Below are 26,903 nucleotides of genomic sequence, written 5' to 3' on the forward strand. Positions count from 1 at the left end.
AGTTTTGAAAAAAGGTGCTTTGCCCCAAGATGAAATTTAAGTTTTGATGTGCAAAACATCCTTAATTCTTCATTTTTAATTCTTAGTTAATAAAATGCTCCGCATTTTACGACTGTTTGTATTCCTTTATATTACTAACATTTATATCTATATATTCATTTTCATTGAACATTAAGTGACTTCCAGAGTAAGGCTTTCCATCAATTACAATTATTACTTTATTAATTCCATAATTATAGCTATAAGTTAAGGCTAAGGTTTTTAAAGCAGAGGCTTCTGGACCAGAACCGAGACTTCTTAGCATATTATAATAAGATGGTGATAAATCAACAGTTAAGATATCATTATTTAACTTTGCAGACCTTACTGCTAAGTTATCTCCATAGTTTAAAAAATTATTGTTAGGTATATTTTTTAATTCTTTAGTTAAGGATGTTACTAAAGCACTGTCAACAACTTCAATTGATTTATCTTGATAGTAATACATATCATCACTAGCGTTATAATAGTATATTCTACAGTTCATATTTTTTACGTTTGTAGATGTAGAAGTATCATCAGCATTATAGCTTTCTTTTGAATATTTAGTAGCTGAGTTATAATTAACATCAAAATATCCTTTTGGTAAATCACCCCGCAAAGAAGTATATAACTCATCACCAAAATAAATCGCTATTTTATCTACATTTAAGTTATAGCCATAAGTTGAAAGTAATGAGGATAACAGTCCACCTTCTGTTGAAGAGCCTAAAAGCATTTTATCAGTATAAGATGATGAAAATACTACTTTTAAAACTCCAGTAGACTCATCTAAGGCTGATGATGTTATTTCAACCTTATCAGTTAAATTTAAAAAGTTATCATTTGGGGTATAATTTTGAAGTTCGTTAGTTAAAGATTTTATAATTGCATTGTCAGTAACTTCAATTTCTTTATCTACATAATAAAGGCCATATTTTACTGTATCAAAGTAGAATAGTCTAACAGTTTTTTTAGATACATTATTGTTATTATTATTATTATTATTATTATTTGATTCATTTTCATTAGTGTTATTTTCTTCTTCAATATTTTCCTTTGGAGGGTTTGTTGAGTTTGAAGGAGGATTATCTTTAGGTTTATTGCAGCTAACTAATATAAAAGAGAAAATTAATGAGAAAAGTAATAAAAATATTTTTCTTTTCATAATACACTTCCTAAATACATATTCTATATATTCTATTTACCTATTTAGTTATTATTGACAAAAATAATATAAAATAGTGGTAAACTATTATTAATAAAAAGTAAGGAGAAGATTATGAAAAAGTTTTTTAAGACATTAGGAATAATATTACTTCTAATAGTTATAAGTTTAGGAGTTTTTGCATTTTTAATTAGAGATAAAATAAGTTTAACAATAAATATAGTAAAGAAGTATTCTAATATAGTAGAAAATCCTAGTAGCATCATTGAAGATAATTTATCTTTAGAAGCTAGTACTGATATTGATTATAAAGATGTAGAATATAAAAATACTAATGGTATTTCTCAAACCTTAGATATATATGGACCTAAAAAAGAGGTAAAAGGTGGATCAAAAGTTTTACTTTATGTTCATGGTGGAAGCTGGGTTTATGGTAGTAAAGATATACCAGAGGCTATATCACCTTTATTAGATGCCTTTAGGGAAGAAGGTTTTACTATAATAAGCACAAGCTATCAGTTAATGAGGGGAGAAGAAAACTTCTATAAGCAAATTTCTGATGTAAAAGATACTATTAGATGGATTTATAAAAATAAAGAAAAATATAATTTTGATACTGATAATATAGGTATTCTTGGAGCTTCTTCAGGTGCTCACTTATCATTAATGGCAGCATATAGTGATAATAATGAATTTATTGGTGAAGATGATATTAAAGATTATCCCTCTGATGTAAAATATTTAATTAACTTTTTTGGACCAACAGATTTAACTACATTAAATATGGATAATGTTAATTGGGATCTAGAGCAAATAATTAATTCTGTAGGAAGTAGCAAAGATGAAATCTTAGCTAAATATAGTCCAATAAATTATGTGGATGAAAATGAACCAAAGACGTTAATAATCCATAGTAGGAAGGATACTATAGTTCCATATGAAAATGCGGAAAAACTATATAATGAATTAGAAAGCAAAAATAATAAAGCTAATATAATAACCTTAGAAGGTGCAACTCATGATTTCTCAGAATTTGATATGGAAGAAATTATGCAAGTTGGCTTAAAGATGCTTCTATTTGTAATTCAAAATGTATAAGAAACAGAATAATATTAACTTTTTAGCAAAATATATTACTAGTACTAGTTTTAATTAATTATTTTTAAAGGAGGATACAAATGAAAGTTGTAGTTGTAGGATGTACTCATGCAGGTACCTCATCTGTAGTAAATTTAAAAGCATTGCATCCAGATGCAGAAGTAACAGTATACGAAAAAAATGATAATATATCCTTTTTATCCTGTGGAATTGCTTTAAGTGTCGGTGACGTAGTAAAGGAACCAGAAAAGCTTTTTTATAACTCACCAGAAAACTTAGCTGAAAGCGGAATTATAACTAGAATGAAGCATGAAGTTTTAAATATAGATTTTGATAATAAAAAATTGAATGTAAAAAATTTAGTTAGTAATGAAGAGTTTGAAGATAATTATGATAAGTTAATTTTAACCTTGGGATCTTGGCCTATTATTCCTAATATAGAAGGTATAAACTTAGAAAATATATTACTTTGTAAAAACTATCATCATGCAAAAATTATTGATGAGAAGAAAGATTCATCAAATAATGTAATTATTATAGGTGCAGGTTATATAGGAGTTGAACTAGCAGAAGCTTTTCAAGTTTTAGGTAAGAAGGTAACGTTAATAGATGCAGAAGATAGAATTATGTCTAAGTATTTAGATAAAGAATTTTCTGATATAGCTGAAAAGGAATTTACTAATAGAGGGATAAAGTTAGTCCTTGGTGAAAAGGTAGTAAAGTTTGAAGGGGATAATAATAAAGTTTCTAAAGTAATAACTGATAAGTCTCAATATGAAGGAGATTTAGTAGTATTATGTATTGGCTTTAGACCAAATACTAAGTTAATTGAAGGAAAATTAGATACTTTAAAAAATGGAGCAATTATCATAGATGATTATATGAGAACAAGTAGGAAAGATGTCTTTGCAGCAGGTGATTGCTGTATGGTAAGATATAACCCGGCTAATGATAAAAGATATATTCCACTTGCAACAAATGCTGTAAGAATGGGAATGTTAATTGGAAGTAATATAGAAAAGCCAACATTGAAATATATGGGAACCCAAGGTACTTCAGGAATTAAGATTTATGATGTATGTATTGCATCAACAGGGCTTACAGTAGATGCAGCTCACAGTACTTCTGACTTAAAGGTAGAAAGTGTTACTATTCACGAAAATAATAGACCGGAATTTATGCCTACCTTTGAAGACGTACAATTAAAGATTGTTTATGAAGTAGAAAGTAGGAGAATAGTTGGAGGGCAAATTGCATCTAAAGTAGATATGACTGAATTTATGAATACCCTTTCAGTAGTAATTCAAAATAAGATGACTGTTGAAGAATTAGCTATGACAGACTTCTTCTTCCAACCTCACTTTAATAAGCCTTGGGGAATATTAAATTCAGCTGCATTAAAAAGAATAAAGCAATAGTTTAATTTAGACTGTTACAAAAATAGCTTTAATAGTTATTTTTATAACAGTCTTTTTATGTTTTCCGTAGAAAAATAGAAAATAATTCTTATATTAGTTATAATAGTATGTATAACCTCAGAATATAAGTTAAGAATTACTATAGTATATATGTTTCAACAAGTAGTTCATATCTTGTAGTCTTATAGAATTTTAAGTAGAAAAATATTTTAAAGTAAACTATATAAATTGAGAGAATAGATATTTTAATTTTTATATAAGTAAATAAAGGATAAAGGGAGTAGGTATATGTTATCATTAAGAAATATCAAAAAGTCGTATGTAACTGGGGACTATACTCAGGTTGCATTAAATGAAGTGAATTTGAGTTTTAGAAAAGGTGAATTTGTAGCTATTTTAGGGCCTAGTGGTTCTGGTAAAACTACATGTTTAAATATTATAGGTGGATTAGATAAATATGATAGTGGAGACTTAATTATTAATGGTAAGTCAACTAAAGAATTTAAAGATTCTGATTGGGATGCTTATCGTAATAATAGTATAGGATTTATATTTCAAAGTTATAATTTAATTGGACATCTTAATATATTAGATAATGTTGAAATGGGTATGACATTAAGTGGAGTATCAGCTTCTGAAAAACATAATAAGGCAAAAGAAGTTTTAGAAATAGTTGGATTAAAGGAACATATGCATAAGAAACCTAATCAGTTATCAGGTGGACAAATGCAAAGAGTTGCTATAGCAAGAGCTCTAGCTAATGATCCAGATATAATTTTAGCTGATGAACCAACAGGTGCTTTAGATACTAAAACTAGTGTTCAAATAATGGAAATTATTAAAGATATAGCTAAGGATAAACTAGTTATAATGGTTACGCATAATCCAGAGCTTGCAGAAGAATATGCTGATAGGATTATAGAATTTAGGGATGGAAGTGTGATTTCAGATTCTAAGCCTATTAATGAGTTAGATAAAAGTGATAATTATGAGATTAAAAAAACTAGTATGAGTTTCTTTACTGCATTAAAGTTATCAGCTATGAATATAAGAACTAAGAAGTGGAGAACTTTTTTAACAGCCTTTGCATCTAGCATAGGTATTATAGGTATTGCTCTAATATTATCTTTATCAAATGGTTTCGATAAGCAAATAGATATATTTGAAAGTGATACATTATCAGGATTTCCTATTATGATATCTCAGCAAGCTGCTGAAGTAGATATGAATGAAATGATGGAACATAGTAAGGAAATGAGAAAAGAAATGCTTGGTAAGGAAGAAGAGGATAATACTAAATATCCAGAAGATAAATTTATTTATCCATATAATAGTAAGGAAAATACTTTTATTCATAATAATAAAATAACACAAGAGTATTTAGATTATATTGAAAAGATAGATTCAAATAGCTTATCAGGTGTTTCATATACTCGTCTAGTTAATATGAATCTTTTAAAGACTGATGGTAGTGTGGCTACACCAATTAATTCGTCTGACTTGAGATTATCATCTTATCCTATTTCATTAGAAAGTGATAAAGCAGGATATTTAGAAAGTTCATATGATGTACTGGCAGGAAGTTATCCAGAAACAATGAATGATTTAGTTCTAGTAGTTGATGAATATAATAATGTAGATACTGAAATTTTAAAGGTATTAGGAATAGATTCAAGTAAAGAAGAAATATCATTTGATGATATTATCGGATATGAAATTAAAGCTATCCAAAATGATGATTATTATAAAAAGGTAGGAAGCTTCTATACATTAGCTGGAAATCCAAAATATATGAGTGAACTTTATAATAGTGAAAAAGCTATTTCTCTAAAAATAAAAGGAATATTAAGATTAAAAGAAGATGTGAAAATTCCAGTATTATCAGAAGGTATTGCTTACTCAGATGAATTAAGCAAATTCTTTATTGATAATGCTAAGAACTCCGAAGTAGTAAAAGATCAAGAAGCTGCTGATTATAATGTATTTACAGGAGAAGGTTTTACATCCGAAACTCAAGGTAGAAGTTCTGAAAATACTAAGGAGAATATTTTAGCTTCAATTGGAGGAACTGAAATACCTTATATGATAACTTTATATCCTAAGGATTTTGAAAGTAAGGAAGCAGTTGTAAGTTATCTTGATAAATGGAATGAAGATAAATCTAAAGAAGATGTAATATTATATAATGATATGGCTAAAACTTTTGCAACCTTATCAGGTAGTATAATGGATGCAATAACTATGGTACTTATAGCCTTTGCTGCAATATCTTTAGTTGTTTCATTAATAATGGTTGGAATTATAACTTATATTTCTGTTCTAGAAAGAACAAAAGAAATTGGTGTCTTAAGGTCTTTAGGAGCAAGAAAGAAGGATATCACAAGAGTATTTAATGCTGAAACCTTTATAGTTGGTAGTTGCTCTGGAATTTTAGGTATAATAATTGCATACCTATTAACCTTCCCAACAAATGCTATATTATATAAAGTAACAGATTTAGAAGGAGTAGCTGTATTAAATCCAGTACATGCTATAATTCTAATAATTATAAGTGTTTTACTTACAATGTTAGGTGGTTCTATACCAGCCAAGATGGCATCTAAGAAAGATCCAGTTGAAGCATTAAGAACAGAGTAATGAAAAAATGAAGAAATGAAAAAATTAAAGAATTAAAGAAGAAACCCAAGGCGTGCCTTGAGTTTCTTTTTTCTTGTTTTTAGTAGTTCGTAGCAAATTACTTTGCTATTTTTTCATTATTAATTAGTTAATTTTCTAAGCATTCAAAAATTCTTTTAATTTATTCACTACCGTTAATACATCTTCTTTTTTAACCCAGTAATGAGTTACAAATCTCATTACTCCATTTTCCATATCATTTATTTTAATATTATTTTCTAAGAAATATTTCACTAAAGCCTTAGTGTCAATATTAGTAGAAGTGAATTTAAAGAATACCATATTTATCTTTAGATTTTCAAAATCAACTTTTATATCAGGAATTTTATTTAATTCCTCTGCAAGTAATTTAGCATTATCGTGATCTTCATGTAATCTAGTTGACATTTTTTCTAAAGCAACTATTCCAGCAGCAGCTAAATAACCAGATTGCCTTAAGCCACCACCTAAAAGCTTTCTTTTCTTTCTAGCCTTATCTATAAATTCTTTACTTCCAGCAACTATTGATCCAACTGGGGCACATAGACCTTTTGATAAACAAAACATTACTGAGTCACAGTATTTAGTTAGTTCTTTAATATCTACATCTAATGATGCAGCTGCATTAAATATTCTAGCACCATCTAAATGAACAGGTAAGTTATATTTCCTGGCTACATTATATACTTCTTCCATTTCAGAAAGAGTAAGAACATTACCACTTGAATGAGCATTTTCTATACAAATCAATGATGTTGAAGGAAAGTGAATATCTTCATCTTCAAAACGAATTCTTTTTTCTATATCTTTAGCTTTTATAACTCCATTAGGAGAATCTATAGCTCTAAGCTGAACTCCAGCTATTACAGAGCTTGCCCCTACCTCATGAGCAATAATATGGTTGGAATCAGCAATTATTACTTCACTTCCTCTTTTGCAATGAGTAAATAATGATAATTGATTACCAAAGGCACCACTAGGTACAAATAATGCTGCTTCTTTTCCTACAATACTTGCAGCTAAAACTTCTAATTTATGTACTGTTGGATCATCGCCATAAACATCATCACCAACTTCTGCATTAAACATAGCTTCTTTCATAAAATCTGGTTGCTCTGTTACAGTATCACTTCTTAAATCGATATATTTCATAAAATAACCTCCTAATAACTATATATACAATTAATTCAATTATAATATAAATAGTACAAGTTTATGAAGAAATTTGAAATATTATTTTATTGAGGAGTTATGGGGTAAGATAGAAGAAGTTTAGAACAACTAAGAGCATTTTTTATAATTCCACTTACTATGGCTATAGTTAGCAATATATCAATTATTTTTACTAAATTTGGCATATATAATGAATTTCTAAGATTAATGAATATGTACAGGTATAGTTAAAACTACTCATGGGGAAAATAGCAGTAGACCATTATTTAAGGTATATGTAACTAATTATGAAAGAAAAGAAGAAATTAGTTTTAAGGTATTAGATTACTGTTATTTAAGTGAAATGGAGAATGTAGTTATACTTCAAAGTGCAATTATAAAGAGAGTAATAAAGGTCCAAGGAAGAATAGAGAATTTTATATAAAAATTTTATTGGTAACATTTTCATGCTGTTTTTAGATTAGAATATAGCTTTTATATGTGATATGATGTATATTAGTAGAAATTTTGTTTTAAATTAGATAATAAGGATAGGTGAAAATGATGAAGACTAATTATCATACACATAATTACAGATGTAATCATGCAGATGGTACAATTGAAGATTATATTAAGGTAGCAATTGAAGAAGGATATGATGAAATTGGAATTTCTGATCATATGCCACATCCAGGGAAAAATATAGATAACTTTAACAGGATGAGATATGAAAATTTAGAAGAATATTTTTATGAAATAGAAGAAGCAAAAAGAAAATATGGTAATGAAATTTCTATAAAATCAGCAATAGAATGTGAATATTTTGAAGAATATCGTTGGTTATATGAAGAATTATTCAATAAGCATAAGGCAGATTACTTAATAGCTGGTGTTCATTTTTTCCCTTATAAAGGTAAATATGAATATATAGGTAATATTGAAATTACAGAAGAAATTTTAGAAAAATATATTGATTTTGTTATAAAAACAATGGAAAGTGGATATTTTTCATATATAGCTCATCCAGATTTATTTGGAGTAAAGTATAGAAATTGGGATGATGCTGCAATAAAAGCATCTAGAAGAATATTTGAAGCAGCTGAAAGGCTAAATATGCCTTTAGAAATAAACATAAATGGTTTTAATAGAGGAAAAGTTGAATATAACTTAGGTGAAAGATATTTCTATCCAATAAAAGATTTTTGGGAATTATCTAAAGAATATAATATTAAAAGAATTCTAGGTGTAGATGCACATACCCCTGAAAACCTAAGAAATAGACATTTAGGTGAAGAGTTTGCAAAATCTTTAGGACTAGAACTAATAGATAAAATTTAAAATTTAAATCACCTGTAACTAATGTTACAGATGTTTGTACATACATATGATAAACTACCATTAGAGATTAGTTATGGAGGTAGAGAAATGAGTTTATTTTTAGGAAAGATACATTACTGGCTATTTAATAAAATTACTTGGTTTGAAAATCTTGAAGAAGATATAATTTCATTAGCTAAAGAAGAAGGGTTAGATATAGAAGCTATTAATAATCAAATTATTAGTAAGTTTGGAGAGAAAACTCCTAATTTACCACTTGAAGATATAATAGATACTTCTAATATTCATGGATGGCTTCAAGACAGAATAACTTCAGCTGAAAGTAGAGTTGCTAGTTGGATTACTATAATATTAGAAAAAAATAGTGATATATTAAAACTAGAAAGTTTATTTATTGCTCAAGGTGAAAATGCAGCTAAAGAAGTATTAAGTAAGGGAATAAAAGAATTTAATGCTATAGATATTTTTAATTCAATGAATGATTATATTTTAGATGGAATGCCTTGTGATAGAGTAAATGAAGTAATATCTCAAGATGAAAATAAAGTAGTTTGGAAAAGAAGAATTTGTGTTCATAGTGAAATATGGGAAAGTCTTGGTGGAAAGGTTAAAGTCTTTTATGATTTAAGAGATAAGTGGATTACTAGCTTCGTTAGTATATTAAATAAGGAATATAAATATAATTTCCTAGGAAATAACGAATTTTCTATTGAAAGGGTAGTGAGATAGTATGAATGCAATTGAATTAATGATGGAAGAACATAAAAATATAAAAGAAATGCTTAAGGTAGTTAGAAGAGCTTCTTTAATTATATTAGAAGAAAATAAAGTTAATGTAGAAGATTTTTATAAAGTAATAAAATTTATAAGAAATTATGCAGATTCTCATCATCATAAAAAAGAAGAAATCATGCTTTTTAATAGAATGGTAGAAGAAATTGGTGAAACTGCTGAAAAGGTAGTTAAGTATGGAATGTTAGTTGAACATGATCTTGGAAGATTATATGTGTCTAATTTAGAGGAAGCATTAAAATCTTATAAAGAAGGTAATAATGAAGTAAAATTAGATATTATAGCAAATGCAATTTCATATTGTAACCTTTTAGATAGACATATTCATAAAGAAGATAATGTTATTTATAAATTTGCTGAAAGAGAACTTAAAGCAGAAACTATAAAAAATATAGATAGTGAATGTGTTATTTTTGAAGATGAAAATAGTAATGTAAAAGATGAAAGCTTAGATATATTAAATGAGCTTAAATCAAAGTATTTATAATAAATTTAATTTTACAATGTAAGGATAGGTGAGATATATGATTACTAAGGATATGACAATTGGAGAAGTAGTTAAGATGAAGGAAAATGCTGCTGAAGTTTTAATGAGTTTTGGAATGGGTTGCATAGGATGCCCATCAGCTCAAGCCGAAACTATTGCTGATGCGGCAATGGTTCATGGATTAAATCTTCAAGATTTATTAGATGCTTTAAATAAATAGAAAGCATTAAAAGGTGCTGTCGCACAATGAAAAACTAATAATTAGAAATGAAAATTAACGAAAGAACTCTATTAGGAGTTTTGAAAAAGAAGTACTTATATAATTTTAGATGAATTATATAAGTGCTTTTTCATTTTTATTTTTAATTACACCTTTAAGCAGTTAATTAAATAAAAAATATCTCGTCTTTTTATACTAAAAAAGCTTAAAAAAACTTATAATGTAAGCAAGTTTTATAGCACCTCTTTTATATTCCGACATAATATGTACTATGATTAAAAAATTAATTTAGAGTATTATAGTTTTAAAGAAAGGAGATTATATGTCCATTAACTTTAAGAAGTTTGTGCCACGCCCAGGCCTTGTAAATAAACAAGGGCGTTTACCGGATCCTTCTGAGTTAGTTTGTGTTGAAGTCCCTAAGGTATTCGACCAATGTTTAATTAAACGATGCCTAGTTTATGCTGAAGGACCAGATACTGCTACTACAGATGCTGAATTAAGAAGTGATCCACTTGTTAATCCAAAAAGATATCTTAGTAGTAGAGATTTTGCAGTTTGTTTAACAGCAGTAGATAAGATACCACTTAAAGGAGACCCTAACTTTAAAAAAGTAATTCTTAATTATGTAATATCTTTCTATTCAGATTATATTGATGAAAGTGGAGTTACTCAAAGCGAATTCTTTGAAATCCATAGAACAGATGTTATTGGAAGATTCTACTGTCCTGAATCAATTGCACAAATTACTGCAAGTACTGAATCAGATGAATGCAGCGAAGAAGATACTAATATTATAAAGCTTGAAATGGTTGCTGAAGCATTAGACGGACAAATAGTTGAAGATGAAGCTGGAAATGAAGTATTAGATATAACTTTAGGGTACTTCATAGTTGTTAAATGTCAGCTTATAGTTCAATTATTAATTCCAGCATATGATTATTGCCCAGTTCCAAGAGAAGCTTGTGAAGAAGAACCAGAAGAAGATCCATGTGAAAGATTTGAAAGGGCACCTGTGCCTAAATTCTATCCAGATCAAAACTTAGATCCTTTATTCCCAGAGTGCGAAGAAACTGATAGATAATTTAGCTTTAAATACGAAGGGTAAATTAGTTAATAATAAATAAAACTAAAAATAATGAAAACTATTAATACTAAATTAATATCAATGGTTTTATAAATAATTTTATAAATAAAAGGGAGGATTCACTTATGAATTCAATGTCAAGAAGATACTATGATCCTTGTAAAAAAGATTGCTCTGATAATTGTAAAAAACATTATTATGATAAAGATGATGATAAAAAAGAAGACGAATGTCCAACAATAATAAAATGTAGTGGCCCTAGTTCTACTCCGATACCAGTTCTAACATTAGGTGAAGGAATATCAAATGTAGAATTACCACTTGCGTCAATTACTTTAGATACTTCTTGTATTTGCGATCCAATAGTAAAATTAGATTTTTCAACAAATTATGTTGTTCCTATAAGTGTTAGTTTAGTTGGAGGTTCTATTGTTCTTAGAGTATATAAGCAATGTAGGGGCCAAGCAACTAGAGTACCAATTGGAACTGCATGGGCAATATCTGGTGGAATATTAGGTATCGAAGTTTTTGAAGCTGCTATAGCTTCATTTACAACATGTGATACTGATTCTTGTAGAGATGAATGTTGCACTTATACAGTAGTAGCAACTGTTAATGCTATAGCTGATGTGGCTCTAGGAGCAGCATTTAATAACTCAACATTATCTGCAGTTGTAACTTGTAAAAATAGTTGTCATAAATGTAAAAAAGACCACGATAGATACTAAAAGTGTAGAAAGTATGATTTTAGATATATAAAAATTAATATGGTATAAACCAAAAAAGAGAGTTTAAATTGAATTTACAACTCTCTTTTTTAGAAATTAAAAAGATTATTTAAGTGTATATTTCATATTTATCGTAGGTATTTAGTAAGATAAAAATTTCAACTTGAAAGTAGGTAAAAATATTACAAATATATTATGTTAAAAGAACATCTTTGAACTTTTTACATAATATATAATATATAAAAAATAATCTATGATAGTAATTTTGAAAAACAGTATATAACTTATGATAAAAGGAGAGATTCATTTATGAATTCTATGTCAAGGGCATATTCTAATCAATATAGAGAAAATTATTATAAAGAAGAAGACGAATGTCCAACAATAATAAAATGTAGTGGCCCTAGTTCTACTCCGATACCAGTTCTAACATTAGGTGAAGGAATATCAAATGTAGAATTACCACTTGCATCAATTACTTTAGATACTTCTTGTATTTGTGATCCAATAGTAAAATTAGATTTTTCAACAAATTATGTTGTTCCTGTAAGTGTTAGTTTAGTTGGAGGATCTATTGTTCTTAGAGTATATAAGCAATGTAGGGGTCAAGCAACTAGAGTACCAGTTGGAACTGCATGGGCAATATCTGGTGGAATATTAGGTATAGAAGTTTTTGAGGCGTCTATTGCTTCATTTACAACATGTGATACTGATTCTTGTGGGGATGAATGTTGCACTTATACAGTAGTAGCAACTGTTAATGCTATAGCTGATGTGGCTCTAGGAGCAGCATTTAATAACTCAACATTATCTGCAGTTGTAACTTGTAAGAATAGTTGTCATAAATGCAAAAAAAATCATGATAGATACTAGAATAATTAAGTAATAATATAAACTAAAACAAGTCTCGAGGTTTCTCCCAAGATGTATTATTCATCTTGGGATTTATATATGAAGTAAGTTTATATTTTAAAAGAACTAAAATTTTCTAATGATAATATAATATATTAAAGCATTTAAATAAGGTGGTAAAATGATATATTTAGATAATGCAGCAACATCTTTTCCAAAGCCTTCAAAGGTATATGATGAAGTAATAAATTGTATGAAAAACTATTGTGCTAATCCAGGTAGAGGATCACATGACATGGCAATTAAATCAGCACTTAAAATAATGGAGTGTAGGGATTTAATAGGTAGCCTATTCAATATAAAAAATTCATTAAATATTGCTTTCACTAGCAATGCAACTGAAGCTTTAAACATAGCTATTAAAGGAGTGCTAAAGAAGGGAGATCACGTAATTACTACTACAATTGAACATAATTCTGTATTAAGACCTTTAAGCTCTATGTCAAGGCAAGGAGTTGACGTAACAATAGTACAATGTGATAAAGGCGGGTTTATAAATCCTTTAGATATAAAGGAGGAAATTAAAGTAAATACTAAAGCGATAATAGTTAATCATGCATCAAATGTTCTTGGAAGTATTCAGGATATTAGAACTATAGGAGAAATTTCTAAAAAATATGGATTAATTTTCATTTTAGATGCATCTCAAAGTGCTGGGAGTATAAACATTGATGTTGAAAAAGATAATATAGATATTCTTGCATTTCCAGGGCATAAGGGATTGCTTGGACCACAAGGTACAGGCGGGTTATATATAAAAGAAGGAATAAATATTAAACCCTTTAAAGAAGGGGGAACAGGTAGCAGTTCTAATCTTATGGTTCAACCAAAGGAAATGCCAGATATAATTGAAAGTGGTACTAGTAACACACCAGGAATAGCTGGGCTTAGTGCAGGTGTTAAATTTATAAAAAAGATTGGAATTAGAAATATATATAATGAAGAAATTGAATTAACTAAACAATTATTAGAAGAATTAAGTAAGCTACCTTTTATAAAATTATATGGAAATAAGTCTATATATAATAGAGTGGCAGTAGTTTCATTTAATATTGAGGGGATAGATTCATCAGTAGTAGGAGAAATGTTAAATGAGGCAGAAATTGCTATTAGAACTGGTTATCATTGTGCAGCATTAATTCATAAATCTATTGGAACAGAGTATATGGGGACAGTTAGAATAAGTCCAGGATGTTTTAATACATCAAAAGATATTGAGGAGTTAATTAAGAATATAATTAAGATATATAAATTAAGATATATAAATTAAGATAAAGTAAGAAAGATACATATAAATAATATATGTAATAAACATTAGGATGTGAAGTTATGGAAAGTAAGAGTAATTCAAATAATATGCATATAGAAAGTAATCCTAGTGACAATGATAGATATTATATATTGAAAAAGGAACTAATGAATCAGGGTAGAATAGAGGATTTAGATAGTCTTATAGAACTTATGAATCCTCCAAAAAATATAAAAGAGATATGTAAGAATAAATTGAGTGGAAATATAAAAGTGGCAATTGTAGGTGCTGGAGAAGCAGGACTTGCAGCTGCAAGTGAACTAAAGAAAATAGGATGTAATATAACTATTTTTGAAGCAAGCAAAAGGGTGGGGGGACGAGTATATACTTACTATTTTGATAGATTAAATAAATCTTATTGTGAGTTTGGAGAGAAAGCCTTTCCTATATCCCATAACACAACTTGGCATTATATTAATTCTTTAAATCTTCAAACAAGTAAATGTAAAGAATATAGCAGTCTTTATTATTTAAGAGATGAAGGTCCTTATAAAAAAAGAAAAGACATAGTAAGTAATATTTATACTAAATATTTATTAAATAATAAAGATATAAATTTATTAAAGCATAAGGATTTAAATAAAGTTATTAGAAAATATCTTAATTCAATGACTAAAGAGGAAAGAAGAGAATTACTAGAGATAAAAGAAAGTTACTCAAATAAGTTTTTAACTATGGACGAATTATCTTATAAAGAAATCTATAAAAAGCAGGGTTTAAGTGAAGAGGGAATTTCTTTATTAAGTCTTCTAAATAATGATAGAGAATATTTAGGTTATGCATTAACAGAAAAATTAAATAAATATTATACATTAGATGAAATAAATCAATACGAAATAAATGGTGGGATGATAAATCTTCCATTGGCTTTATATGAGGCTTTATTAAATGATGATAATATATTTTATAAGAATTTAGAAAAAGATAACCTTGGAATTGTAAATGTTAGGTTTTCAGCCTTAGTTGAAGGTATATATAATAATAAAGATAAAGTAAGAGTAAAGTATAAGAACATTGAATCAAATAATGAAATGGAAGAACTATTTGATTTTGTTATTGTAGCCATCCCTCCTATTAGTATAAGAAAAATAGATTTTAACAAGTCTATTAGTTATGAAAAGATAAGGGCAATAAATGAAATTAATTTTGAAACTAAAGATGATATTTATTTATATTTTAAAGAAAATTTATGGGATTCATTATTTAAAGTTAGAAAAGATTATAAGGGTAATATAGTGACAGATTTACCACTAGACTTTATATCATATAAAGAAGAAAAAAATATAAACTATAAAGGAACTAGAGTTTTATTATCTGCCTCAAGTACAGCTAAGCTTTCTAGAAATATTGGGAGTATGAATGATGATTATAAAGTAATGGAGATCTTGAAGTATCTAGAAAGAATTTATAAGTTAGATAATGGATATTTAGATAATAAACTTTTAGATTATAAAACATTAAACTGGAGAGATATTCAATTTATTTATGGATATGAAACTATTAATAGACCTTGTGATAAAACATTATATTCATATATAATTTCCAAAGCAGAAATGAATAATAAGCTATTTCTAGCAGGGGAATATACATCATCTAAACATGGAACTCAGCAAGGTGAATTACAAAGTGGGATGATAGCTGCAAATAAGGTTGCAGAAGAAATAAATAAGAAAAATATATAAGCTTTAAATAATTAAAGGAGCTATTATAAAACTAAAATTTTAGATTTATAGTAGTTCCTTTTCTTCTTAGTTAAGTACTTTATTATTATTTAAAGATTATAATGTCGACACTACTTTATAAGTAGAAAAAAATAGGACTAATCTAATTCATCATCATCAGAGTGTTGATCATCTTGGAACAATGGTTCAAGATGTTGATCAGGATAGAACTTAGGAATCGGTGATTTTTCAAAGATTTCACAAGGATCTTCTTCAGGAATATCTTCACAAGGTTCTTTTGGTACTGGGCAATAATCATAAGCTGGAATTAGAAGTTGAACTATAAGCTCACATTTTACTACTATATAATATCCAAGTGTTATATCTAGAACTTCATTGCAATGCTCATCTTGTACTATTTCACCATTTAATGCTTCTGCAACCATTTCAAGTTTAATAATATTAGTATCTTTTGGATACTCGTCAGATGTATTAGTAGTTTCAACTATTGAGTCAGGACAATAGAATTTGCCTATAACATCAGTTCTGTTTATTTCAAAGAATTCAGTTTTAGTCTTTCCATCACAGTCAATATAATCAGAATAGAAAGATATTGTATAGGTAATTATAATTTTCTTATAACCTGGATGTTTTTTTAAAGGAATTTCTTCTAAACAAACTAATTTTATTTTAAAATCTTTACTTGAAATATACCTCTTTGGATTCTCAAGTGGATCACTTCTCAATTCACAATCAGTTGTTTCAGTATCTGGTCCTTCATCATAAACTAAACATCTTTTAATTAAACATTGATCGAATACCTTTGGAACTTCAATACACACGAGCTCTGCAGGATCAGGCAATCGGCCTTGCTTATTTACTAGTCCAGGGCGTGGAACGAATTTCTTAAAGTTAATGGACATAAATATCCTCCTTTATAAAATAATAGAATAAGCATTCTACAGCTTACAATATATGATATGAAATAATGAAAAAGTGGTGATATGAAAGATAGAATAATTTGGAATTTTTTATCATCTATTATCTGCATAATAATCATCTGGAATTAATATAATTTTATAAGGAAATTATGCATTTATTTTATGCAATAGTACTTTTAAAGGAGAGGATACCATGAAGGGGGTATATTCATGGGTTTATGTTGATTATAAGAGTAACTTATGGAAGTTTTCAATAAAAGATAATGGTGAGTTAAGTTATGCTGTTATGTATAGTGAAGGAAAATGGACTAAAAGCAGTATTATAGATTCTAAAGCTACATCTTATAGTATATTCATAGATGATGGTGGAGGTGTCCATTTAGTGTATGGAAATACTAAAGGAGAACTTAGATATTGCACAATGAAGGATAATAAGTGGCTTGGAAAAACCATATATAATTTAGAGAATAAAGAATATGAAATAGAAAATATAAAGATGGTTATTATTGGATCTAATATGCATATTTTCTATGCTGCTATAAGTAAAGATGGTAGTGATCACGGTATAATTCTTCACTGTTTATGGAATGGTTCTAAAACTAATGTAACTAAAGTAGAGGATATAATTTTAAAAGAGGATATTTATGATTATTATTCCATAAAAACAACATATAGAAATGATATATGCTTATTTTATTTATCAGATGATGGTGATGAGGTTTCATTTAATTATTCAATTTTTCAAAATAATAGGTGGAGAGAGTCAAAAAGGCTATATGGGATTCAAGGAGAGGAAATATACTTTGATGTTAAGATAGAAAATACAGGAATTCATATATTAAATAAATCTAAAGAAAATTCTATTTATCACTTGGATCATGTCATTGTAGATTCTAATCAAAACCTAAGTTATATTAATATTTCCTCAGGGAAAGAAGATATAAGAGATTCATTAATATTTAAAAAAGATGATAAAATTTTTGCAACATGGTTACAAAATGATAGTATATATTATTCATTATTTCTAGGAGATAAATGGGATGAACCTACCTCAGCAATAAATAATAGTGAAGAAGAAATCGGTAGATATAACATATTTTTAGATGATAGAGGCACAAATTATATTGCTTCAAGAAGTGTTTATGGAACTAAGGGGCTGGATTTATTTATATATGATCCAGTAGATTTTTTATATACAGTTAAGAGTGACTCTCATAAAGAGTGGACAGAAGTTATTTTAAATAATAAAGAAACCAAGGTTTTTAAAGAGGAACTAGGAAGAGTAAAGGAAGAAAATAAAGCTTTAGTAGAAAAAATTGATTATTTGACTTCATTAGATAGAAAAAATCAAGAAAGCATAGAAAGATATCAAATTCAGCTTTCAAGAGCATTAGAGCAGAAAAGAAAAGCAGAGGAAAATTCTAATATTTTCGTCGAATTACAAAAAAAGTTACAAGCTGATTATGAAGAAGTAAGTGAAATTTTAAAATTGAAAGAAGAGGAAAATAGCAGAGTTAAAGGTTCTTTAGATAAATATAATAGTGAAATAAGCCTATTAAAAGGAAGATTAAAGAAGTATGAACTTCAAGAAATCACTTTAAGGGAGGATATAATTTCTCTTAATAAAATAAATAATTCTTTAAAAGATGAAGTTAATATTTTTAAGGAAGAAAATGAGGAATTAACAAGGGAAATAATAGGGTATAAAAGGTTAGATGAAGAGAATAAGGAGTATATTTCTAATTTGAAACAAGTAATAAATGACTTAAAGGAAGAAGTTTTAGTTATAAAAAAGGAAATATCTTTACTACTAGAAGAAAATAGAAGATTAAATACTGAGCTTGAAATAGAAAGAAATCAGTCAGTAATGGAGAGAATTTTAAAAAGAAGATCATAGACTAGGATTTCAATTATGAGATTTGAATTTAGTAATACTATTGACTTTTATTTTTGTAAGACCACAAAGATGTAAATTAATAATTGAAACCTGTAGTATAGTAGAAACCTTTATAAATATCAACATAAAATAATAGTAAAATCTAAAGATGGATTGGAGAATAATTATGATAAAAGATGATTTTAGCTATATTATAGTCTTTACCTCTCATCATAGAGCTTTATATATTTATGATAGGTTAAGATTAAAAAGTATAAAAAGTAAACTAGTAACAGCTCCAAATAAGGTTAATATAAGCTGTACTCAAGCTTTGAAAATTAAAGAGGAAGATAAGGAAACGGTTAAATTAGAGTTAGATAGAAATAATATTTATCCAACGGCAGTATTTAAGATTATTAAAACTAGTAAAGGTGAAGATTATGAATTAGTAGAGTAATACAAGGGAGAGGAGAATCCATGATTAATTCAATAAGTAAAAATTTATATTATATATCTAGTATAGGGTTAGAAAAAGTCCTTGTAATTGATGGAGATAGTATGACTATTTTGAATGAAATTAATGTTGGATCAAGGCCCCATGAAATAGTGGTAGATGAAAAAAATAATATCTATATAGCAACTGATAGAAATAGTACAGTTACTATTATAGATTTTAAATCTAAGCAAAGTAAAAAATTCTATATGCCTAATAATGGAAATATTAAGGTGGATTTCTCCTCAAAGAAAATTTATGCTTGCAATACAGAAGCCATAGGTATTTATAATTTAATAACAGGTGATCTTATTGACAATATAAAAGGATTTATGGCTGTAGATAGTATAGATATAGATAAAAGAAGAAAGAAATTATATGCTTTAGATATTTTTCAAAATAAAATAAGCGTATATGATACAGAATCTCATAGGCTTATAAAGGTATTTAATGATATAGGAGATACACCCAACTATATTCTTTTAAGTGATTCAGGCAAGTATGTTTATATTGCAAATAAGGGGATAAAAAGAGAAGGAAATAAAGGGAGCATATCTATTTTAGATATCCAAGAGGAAAGTACATCATATATAACTTTTAAGGAAGGCTCAGTTATATCTTATTTAGAAGGTTATTCAAATATACTTTACGCAGTAAATAGTGGACTTAATACTATAGAATTTATTGATATAGTAAATAAAAAAATAGTAAATTCAATAAAACCATCATCTGAAATGCCACAAAGAATAAAATTATCTCAAGATAAGGAATTACTTTTAGTAACTAGTAAGGGAAGTAATGGACAAGGATCCTTAGATATAATTGATTTAAATAAGGAAGAAATAATTAATACCTTTAATATAAGTGAAAATAATTCTAATCCTTATGATGTAGGAATAACAACAGAGGGAATAGTAAATGAAGAAATTTTAATAGCTAGCATAGAAGATAAATGGAAAAGTGAAGAAGTATGTACAATATTAGCTAAGAAACTTCAATCTACTTATAATGAAAAAGTAATTTTTAATAAGGTGGAAGTAGAAGTAGATTTAAATAGGTATAGAGGATTAAAAATAGAAACAGTAACCTTCGAAGGTTGTAAGATAAATGATAATACTAAAATATATGAAAAAATAGAAAGTAGAGAAGATTATACTACATTTAGATTTGATTTTAATATTCCTTATTATATAAAAGCAATGACAGAAGATAGAGAGAGAGTAGTCTTTAAGGGGAATTTAAGCGGAAAGATGAAAGCTGTTTTATATATTTCTAACAAGTTTAGTAGTGAAGATATAGAAATAACAGTTAAATCATCTACTATTCTATTAAAAAATCCAGATATAATGGACAACTATATTAATTTAGATATAAGCACTTCAATATCTGTATATGCAACTATAGAAGAACTTATAAATCTTCCCATATATGAAGAATCAGTAAGATATAAAGGAGAGTATACTAATGGAAAATAGAAAAAATAGCTATTATTTAGTTAGATATAAACCTAATATTTTATTAAAATTTTCATATAAAGAAAGCATAGGTATTTATTATGAGCTTATAAAAGATGGTAAAAGGTTAGAAGGGAAAATTATTCATAAAAGTGCATTTAGGCATTTTAATATAGTTTATTCTAAAGATTCATCAATAAATTTAATATGTCAGGATATATGTGGAGATATAATTTTGTATAAATTCAGAAAAGGTAAGTGGTCATTTAAGGCATTACTTTATATGAAGTACAATAAGATATCTCCTATTAATTTTTATAGCTATGAAAATAATCAGGAGCTTAGGTTCTTATATAGTGATATAGATTATAGTAAGGGTGAAATAATTTCTGTAAATTTTAATAAGTACTTAGAGTATGAGTCTACCAATGTCATACTTAGGGAAAAGAATATAAACTCTTTAGATTATAGGATTTTCTCAAATGGTGAAAATAATTTTATACTTATTTCAACAAAGGATTTTTCAAGAGAAAACTTAATTGTAAGAAGATTAGATATTGAAGATGAAATGAAAGATTTTAAAGAAGAAATTATAGTGGAAAATTGTAAATATGAAGATATGAGCTTTTTACCTATAGAGCAAAAGTGTCATTTTTTATTCTTAAAGGAATATGATAAATTGAGGACAATTAATTATAAGGTTTTTTACTATAAAGATGAAAAATATTATAGTAATGAATTTGAATTATTTAAGGGGATAGATATAAAATCTTGTATCCTAATTGAAGAAAGAGGATTAATTTTTGCATTTTGGATCTGTAATAATAATTTATATGGTGCTTTTTTAATAGATGAAGAAAAAGGTTTTTCAAGACCAATAATCTATAGAAATATAAAGGGGAAAAATATAAAAAAGATATATTTATATAATGGGGATAAGACTATGGAAACATATGTTTTAGAAGATGCCTTAGAATTAAGATTAATTATTGAGGAGGTATTTGAAGAAAGGTTTTTTAATATTACCACAAATTATATTTAAAAAATTATTAGACAGGGAGGTAATATAAATGGAATTCAATATACTTATTGGAGGAAGTGCCGGTCAAGGCCTTGATACTGTAAGTACCTTTATAGAAAAATCAATAAAGAAAGCAGGATTATATACTTTCTCTAATAAAGACTATATGTCAAGGGTTAGAGGAGGTCATAACTTTATTCAAATTAGATTTGGAGAAAGTTTAGTATATTCTCATAAAAATAAACTAGATTTAATACTAGCTTTAGATGAAAATACAATAACTTATCATAAAGATAGGTTAAAGGATGATGGGATAATAATAGCAGATAAAAGTATAAAAAGTGATGAAAGTAAAGTATTAAAGCTAGGACTTTTAGATGTTGCAAAATCTTTAGGTTTATCAAAGGCATTTACTTCAGTTGCAGCTGGAGTAGTTTTAAAATACTTTTCAATAGATATAAAAGATACTTTTAATTATTTTAGCAATAAGCTTCCAGAAGATGTAAAAAATAAAAATATAGAAGCAGTTAAATTAGGATATCATTTAATTAGATCTAAATATAGTTTAAAAGGAAAGGATTTATCTAATCACTTATTAATAGATGGTAATAATGCCATAGCATTAGGAGCACTAGCTGGTGGTTTAAACTTTTACTCAGCTTATCCTATGACACCTGCTACTAGTATAATGACTTATTTAGCAAAAAGACAAGTTGATACAAATATAGTAGTAGATCAAGCAGAAGATGAAATAGCTGCAATTAACTTTGCAATTGGAGCATCCTATGCAGGGGCTAGAGCAATGACAGGTAGCTCTGGTGGAGGAGTATCACTTATGGTTGAAGCTTTTGGACTAGCTGGAATAACAGAAACACCAGTTGTAGTTGTTGACTCACAAAGACCAGGACCTGCAACAGGCCTTCCAACTAGAACTGAACAAAGTGATTTAAGCTTTCTTTTAACTGCTGCACAAGGTGAATTTCCAAGGGCAGTAATTAGTGTTAGAAATGCAGAAGAGGCTTTTTATAAAACTGTTAAGGCCTTGAATTTGGCAGATAAATATCAAACATTAGTAATATTATTAACAGATCAATATTTAGCTGATTCTACTGTTATCATACCTAAGTATGATTTAAGTAAGGTTAAAATAGAAAGTTATATAGATGATGGTAATGATTTATTAGATGGGGAAGAGTATAAGAGATATAAAATTACTAGCAATGGAATTTCTAAAAGAATGATACCAGGAAATGAAAAGGGACAAACAGTATTAGTAGATAGTGATGAGCATACAGAGGAAGCACATATCACTGAGGAAGCTGAAGTAAGAAATGCCCAAATGGAAAAGAGAATGAAAAAATTAAATTTACTTAAAGAAGAAATGGAAGAACCTGAACTTATTGGTAATGAAGATTTTGAAATTTTATTAGTAGGTTTTGGTTCCACTTATGGGGCATTGAAAGACGCTATTGAAGAGTTAAATAAAAAATCTAAAAAAGTATCAGCTTTAAGTTTTGGAGATTTATATCCATTACCTGAAAAGAGTTTAAGAAAATACTATTCAGAGACAAAGAAGATAATAAATGTAGAACAAAACTATCTAGGACAGCTTGGAAAGTTAATAACACAAGAAACAGGAATATTAATGAATGGTAGTATTTTGAAATATGATGGAAGACAATTAAATGGAGAAGATATAATAGATGCTTTAGAGAAGGAGGGGATTTAATGCTAGACTTAAATATATATAAAAGTAATGATGAAAATGCTTGGTGCCCTGGATGTGGAAACTTTGGGATTTTAATTGCTCTTAAAGAAGCACTAGCAGAACTTTCATTAAAGCCAGAAGATATTGTGATGGTTTCAGGAATAGGTCAAGCTGCTAAAACCCCCCATTATATTAAGGCTAATGGATTTAATGGATTGCATGGAAGAGCATTGCCGCCAGCCCAAGCTATAAAGATGGTAAATAAGAATTTAAAAGTTATAGTTACTAGTGGCGATGGAGATTCCTATGGGGAAGGTGGAAATCATTTTATCCATTGTATAAGAAGAAATGTAGATATGCTTCATATGGTTCACAATAATCAAATTTATGGATTAACTAAGGGACAGGGATCTCCAACTACAGGAAAGGGTCATGTTACATCAATGCAATTTGAGGGAGTATATGTAGAACCTTTAAATCCTATAGCTCTTGCAATTAGTGCTGGTGCCACCTTTGTTGCTAGAAGTTTTTCAGGTGATAAAGTACATTTAAAAGAAATGATTAAAGCTGCAATAAATCATAAAGGATATGCTTTATTAGATGTAATGCAACCTTGCGTAGTTTTTAATAAGATTAATACTTTTAAATGGTATAAGGACCGAATATATAAATTAGATGATAGCTATGATTCTAGTAGTAAATTTAATGCTTTAGAAAAGGCAGAAGAATTTGGAGATGAAGGCATTCCTATAGGGATTATATATGAAGATAAAACAAAGAAAAGTTATGATGAGCTTCATCCAGTATTAAACTCAGGGCTTAATTTAATAGATAGAAAATGGGAGCCTAAGGATACTGAAAAATTAATAGATGAGTTCTTATTTAATTAAGAATTAAAAATATAGAGGTAGATATTATAAATTGAGAATATCTATCTCTTTTTTTATTCTTTAGCAAATTATAATTTTTAAAAACTTAGGATAACTTTAATTATTGTTTGAAACACATAGTATAGTAGGCTTTATATAAAAATAATCTATAAAAACTACAAAAAGTTATCTCTTGTGATTAAGTCACATAACTATTTAAGAATATAGGGTACAATTAGTATAAGTTAAAAATTAATTTAGGAGATGATAAGATGTTTGGTTTATTTAATAAGAACTCAGCAAAAGTTATAAATGTAAATGATATTGATAATTTAATAGGGAAAATTGATTTAATAGATATTAGAGAACCCTTTGAATATAGAGGGGGAAGTATAAAAACAGCAAAGAATATTCCAATGGGGCAGCTTTTAGAAGAGCCAGAGAAGTACTTGGAAAAAAATAAAGAATACCATATCGTTTGTCAATCAGGTGGTAGAAGTCAAAGAGCTTGCAGTAAATTAACAGGTTTAGGATTTGATGTAGTAAATGTTGCAGGTGGAGTTGGCTCATATGCAGGAAGTAAGAGAAAATAGCAGAAAAAGATAAGAAAAGTTATCTTTTTAATGAAGAATGAAAAATTAAGAATGAAGAATGTAGGAGAAAACTCCTGACAGAGTTTTTTTAGTTAAGATTATTTGTAATTGTTAATTATTAATTGAAAAGGGTGGTTTTTAATGAAAAAAATATTAATAGTAGGTGGAGTAGCTGGTGGAGCTTCAGCAGCAGCTAGATTAAGAAGACTTAGTGAAGAAGATCAAATAATAATGTTTGAAAAGGGGCCTCATGTATCATTTTCAAACTGTGCCCTTCCATATCATTTAAGTGGAGTAATAGAAGAGGCTGATAAACTTGTACTTATGAGTCCTGAAAAGTTTAAAGCACAATATAATATTGAAGCTAGAGTAAGTAGTGAAGTTCTTTCTATAGATAGAAAAAATAAAGAAATAGAAGTAAAGAACTATTTAACTGGAGATATTTATAGAGAAAGCTATGATAAGTTAATTTTATCTCCAGGAGCAAAACCAATAGTACCTAATATACCAGGAATAGATAAGGTTAATGTATTTACTATAAGAAATGTTGTAGATATTGATAAGTTAAATAGATATGTTAAAGAACTTGAAGCAAAGGATATAGCTGTAATTGGTGGAGGTTTTATTGGAGTTGAAGCTGCTGAAAACTTAAGAGAAGCTGGATATAATGTTTCCTTAATTGAAGCCATGGATCAAATATTAAAACCTTTTGATTATGATATGGTTCAAATTCTACATAAGGAAATGTACGATAAGGGAATTAACTTAATAGTAGGAGATAAGGTAGAAAACTTTGAAGAAAATAAAGTAGTTTTAAATTCAGGAAAGAAAATTACAGCTAAGGCTGTAGTTATGGCTATTGGAGTTTTACCTGAAATAACTTTGGCTAAGGAAGCAGGCCTTGAAATTGCACAAACAGGGGCTATTAAAGTAGACAGCAATTATAAAACTAGTGATAATGATATTTATGCAGTTGGAGATGCTATTGAAGTTTATAATGCATTGACTCATTCTATGACAAAGCTATCATTAGCTGGACCAGCTCTTAAGCAAGCAAGGTCAGTTGCGAATCATATTAATGGAAAAAAAGGTATTAACAAAGGTTATATTGGTTCTTCAGCAATTAAGGTATTCGATTTTAATGCAGCATCAACTGGCTTAAATGAAGGATTAATTAAAGCTTTAAATATGAATATAAATTATGATATTGTAAGATTAATTACTAATGATAAAGTGGGTATTATGCCAGATGCAAAGCCACTGCATTTTAAATTAATATATGAAGTTCCAACAGGAAAAGTTTTAGGGGCTCAAGCTATAGGTAAGGGTGATGTAACTAAGAGAGTAGATATAATAGCTACAGTTATTAAATTAGGTGGGACAGTAGAAGACTTAAAAGACTTAGAGTTAAGTTATGCTCCACCATTTAGCACAGCAAAAGATGTTGTAAATTATGCTGGATATATAGCATCAAACCTTTTAGAAGGAGACTTTAAGCAAGTTAATGTAGATAAGGTAAGAAAATTAGTTGAAGATAAGGCTTATATAGTAGATGTAAGAGAAGTTAGGGAATTTGAAAATGGACATATTAAAGGAGCTAAGAATATTCCATTAAGTCAATTAAGAGATAGAGTAAATGAGATACCAAAGGATGTTCCAGTTTACTTACATTGTAGAACTGGACAAAGAAGTTATAATGCGGCATTAGCACTTCAAAACCTTGGATACAATAATGTGTCTAATATAACAGGAAGTTTCTTAGGTTTATCTTATTATGAATATTATAATGATATATTAACCGGAAGAGAACCAATAGTAACAAAGTATAATTTTAAATAAATATAAGATTCTTAAGGTGCTGTCGCACAATGAAAAATTAAGAATGCATAATGGGAAAAAAGTTGT

At 27.8% G+C, this 26,903-nt stretch carries 23 protein-coding genes; 20 read left to right on the plus strand and 3 right to left on the minus strand.

The genetic code is table 11. The annotated features are described in order from the left end of the window. Window positions 1–106 precede the first annotated feature (106 nt). Complete coding sequence (locus tag E5347_RS01575) at window positions 107–1,186, minus strand: GerMN domain-containing protein (RefSeq protein ID WP_136003907.1); 1,080 nt, start codon at window positions 1,184–1,186, stop codon at window positions 107–109. A gap of 114 nt (window positions 1,187–1,300) precedes the next feature. On the opposite strand from E5347_RS01575, the gene E5347_RS01580 reads away from it, so the two are divergent. The 3 genes from E5347_RS01580 to E5347_RS01590 all read left to right on the plus strand — a co-directional run bounded on the left by E5347_RS01580 (window position 1,301) and on the right by E5347_RS01590 (window position 6,339). Next, window positions 1,301–2,284 carry an alpha/beta hydrolase gene (locus E5347_RS01580; RefSeq protein ID WP_136003909.1) on the plus strand — a complete coding sequence of 328 codons (984 nt, stop codon included), beginning with the start codon at window positions 1,301–1,303 and terminating at the stop codon, window positions 2,282–2,284. Between the two features lie 80 nt (window positions 2,285–2,364). After that, window positions 2,365–3,702 carry an FAD-dependent oxidoreductase gene (locus tag E5347_RS01585; RefSeq protein ID WP_136003911.1) on the plus strand — a complete coding sequence of 446 codons (1,338 nt, stop codon included), beginning with the start codon at window positions 2,365–2,367 and terminating at the stop codon, window positions 3,700–3,702. 288 nt (window positions 3,703–3,990) lie between these two features. Then, window positions 3,991–6,339: an ATP-binding cassette domain-containing protein gene (locus E5347_RS01590; protein ID WP_136003913.1), complete on the plus strand. Its 2,349-nt coding sequence runs from the start codon at window positions 3,991–3,993 to the stop codon at window positions 6,337–6,339. Window positions 6,340–6,474: 135 nt separating this feature from the next. On the opposite strand, the gene ltaE is transcribed toward E5347_RS01590, so the two are convergent. After that, the gene (gene ltaE / locus E5347_RS01595) at window positions 6,475–7,509 is read right to left on the minus strand and encodes a low-specificity L-threonine aldolase (RefSeq protein WP_136003915.1); all 1,035 of its coding nucleotides are present in this window, start codon (window positions 7,507–7,509) and stop codon (window positions 6,475–6,477) included. A gap of 564 nt (window positions 7,510–8,073) precedes the next feature. Between ltaE and E5347_RS01600 the strand changes: the two genes are divergently transcribed. From E5347_RS01600 to E5347_RS01640, 9 genes are all read left to right on the plus strand, one after another. Beyond that, on the plus strand, window positions 8,074–8,847 hold the full coding sequence (locus E5347_RS01600) for a histidinol-phosphatase (RefSeq protein WP_136005821.1): 774 nt from the start codon (window positions 8,074–8,076) through the stop codon (window positions 8,845–8,847). An 87-nt stretch (window positions 8,848–8,934) separates the two neighbouring features. Continuing rightward, window positions 8,935–9,576, plus strand: a complete 642-nt coding sequence (locus tag E5347_RS01605) for a hypothetical protein (protein WP_136003917.1) — start codon at window positions 8,935–8,937, stop codon at window positions 9,574–9,576. A 1-nt stretch (window position 9,577) separates the two neighbouring features. Continuing rightward, on the plus strand, window positions 9,578–10,126 hold the full coding sequence (locus E5347_RS01610) for a hemerythrin domain-containing protein (RefSeq protein ID WP_136003919.1): 549 nt from the start codon (window positions 9,578–9,580) through the stop codon (window positions 10,124–10,126). A gap of 37 nt (window positions 10,127–10,163) precedes the next feature. Next, window positions 10,164–10,346 (plus strand): DUF1858 domain-containing protein, encoded by a 183-nt coding sequence (locus tag E5347_RS01615; protein ID WP_136003921.1) that lies wholly within the window; start codon window positions 10,164–10,166, stop codon window positions 10,344–10,346. Window positions 10,347–10,668: 322 nt separating this feature from the next. Continuing rightward, the gene (locus E5347_RS01620) at window positions 10,669–11,430 is read left to right on the plus strand and encodes a hypothetical protein (protein WP_136003924.1); all 762 of its coding nucleotides are present in this window, start codon (window positions 10,669–10,671) and stop codon (window positions 11,428–11,430) included. A gap of 128 nt (window positions 11,431–11,558) precedes the next feature. Next, complete coding sequence (locus E5347_RS01625; RefSeq protein ID WP_136003927.1) at window positions 11,559–12,161, plus strand: DUF4489 domain-containing protein; 603 nt, start codon at window positions 11,559–11,561, stop codon at window positions 12,159–12,161. Between the two features lie 309 nt (window positions 12,162–12,470). Then, window positions 12,471–13,034 (plus strand): DUF4489 domain-containing protein, encoded by a 564-nt coding sequence (locus E5347_RS01630; RefSeq protein WP_136003929.1) that lies wholly within the window; start codon window positions 12,471–12,473, stop codon window positions 13,032–13,034. Between the two features lie 160 nt (window positions 13,035–13,194). Next, the gene (locus E5347_RS01635) at window positions 13,195–14,343 is read left to right on the plus strand and encodes an aminotransferase class V-fold PLP-dependent enzyme (protein WP_136003932.1); all 1,149 of its coding nucleotides are present in this window, start codon (window positions 13,195–13,197) and stop codon (window positions 14,341–14,343) included. Between the two features lie 59 nt (window positions 14,344–14,402). Beyond that, entirely contained in the window at window positions 14,403–16,064 is a 1,662-nt protein-coding gene (locus E5347_RS01640) for a flavin monoamine oxidase family protein (RefSeq protein ID WP_136003934.1), read from the plus strand. Between the two features lie 137 nt (window positions 16,065–16,201). Here E5347_RS01640 and E5347_RS01645 read toward each other — a convergent pair whose 3' ends face one another. Beyond that, window positions 16,202–16,966 (minus strand): hypothetical protein, encoded by a 765-nt coding sequence (locus tag E5347_RS01645; protein ID WP_136003936.1) that lies wholly within the window; start codon window positions 16,964–16,966, stop codon window positions 16,202–16,204. Window positions 16,967–17,177: 211 nt separating this feature from the next. Between E5347_RS01645 and E5347_RS01650 the strand changes: the two genes are divergently transcribed. From E5347_RS01650 to E5347_RS01685, 8 genes are all read left to right on the plus strand, one after another. Then, on the plus strand, window positions 17,178–18,881 hold the full coding sequence (locus tag E5347_RS01650) for a hypothetical protein (protein WP_136003938.1): 1,704 nt from the start codon (window positions 17,178–17,180) through the stop codon (window positions 18,879–18,881). Between the two features lie 166 nt (window positions 18,882–19,047). After that, entirely contained in the window at window positions 19,048–19,317 is a 270-nt protein-coding gene (locus E5347_RS01655) for a DUF3343 domain-containing protein (protein ID WP_136003940.1), read from the plus strand. A gap of 20 nt (window positions 19,318–19,337) precedes the next feature. Beyond that, complete coding sequence (locus tag E5347_RS01660; protein WP_136003942.1) at window positions 19,338–20,828, plus strand: YncE family protein; 1,491 nt, start codon at window positions 19,338–19,340, stop codon at window positions 20,826–20,828. Further along, window positions 20,818–21,849, plus strand: coding sequence for a hypothetical protein (locus tag E5347_RS01665; protein WP_136003944.1), 1,032 nt, complete (start codon window positions 20,818–20,820; stop codon window positions 21,847–21,849). The genes E5347_RS01660 and E5347_RS01665 overlap by 11 nt, the downstream gene beginning before the upstream one ends. A gap of 28 nt (window positions 21,850–21,877) precedes the next feature. Further along, window positions 21,878–23,557 (plus strand): 2-oxoacid:acceptor oxidoreductase subunit alpha, encoded by a 1,680-nt coding sequence (locus tag E5347_RS01670; protein WP_136003946.1) that lies wholly within the window; start codon window positions 21,878–21,880, stop codon window positions 23,555–23,557. Further along, window positions 23,557–24,426 carry a 2-oxoacid:ferredoxin oxidoreductase subunit beta gene (locus E5347_RS01675; RefSeq protein ID WP_136003949.1) on the plus strand — a complete coding sequence of 290 codons (870 nt, stop codon included), beginning with the start codon at window positions 23,557–23,559 and terminating at the stop codon, window positions 24,424–24,426. The genes E5347_RS01670 and E5347_RS01675 overlap by 1 nt, the downstream gene beginning before the upstream one ends. A 251-nt stretch (window positions 24,427–24,677) precedes the next feature. Then, window positions 24,678–24,998: a rhodanese-like domain-containing protein gene (locus tag E5347_RS01680; protein WP_136003951.1), complete on the plus strand. Its 321-nt coding sequence runs from the start codon at window positions 24,678–24,680 to the stop codon at window positions 24,996–24,998. Between the two features lie 141 nt (window positions 24,999–25,139). Continuing rightward, window positions 25,140–26,837: an FAD-dependent oxidoreductase gene (locus tag E5347_RS01685; protein WP_136003953.1), complete on the plus strand. Its 1,698-nt coding sequence runs from the start codon at window positions 25,140–25,142 to the stop codon at window positions 26,835–26,837. Window positions 26,838–26,903 lie beyond the last annotated feature (66 nt).

Origin of the sequence: Clostridium sartagoforme, assembly GCF_004794105.1 — a bacterium.
GTDB classification, from domain to species: domain Bacteria; phylum Bacillota; class Clostridia; order Clostridiales; family Clostridiaceae; genus Clostridium; species Clostridium sartagoforme_B.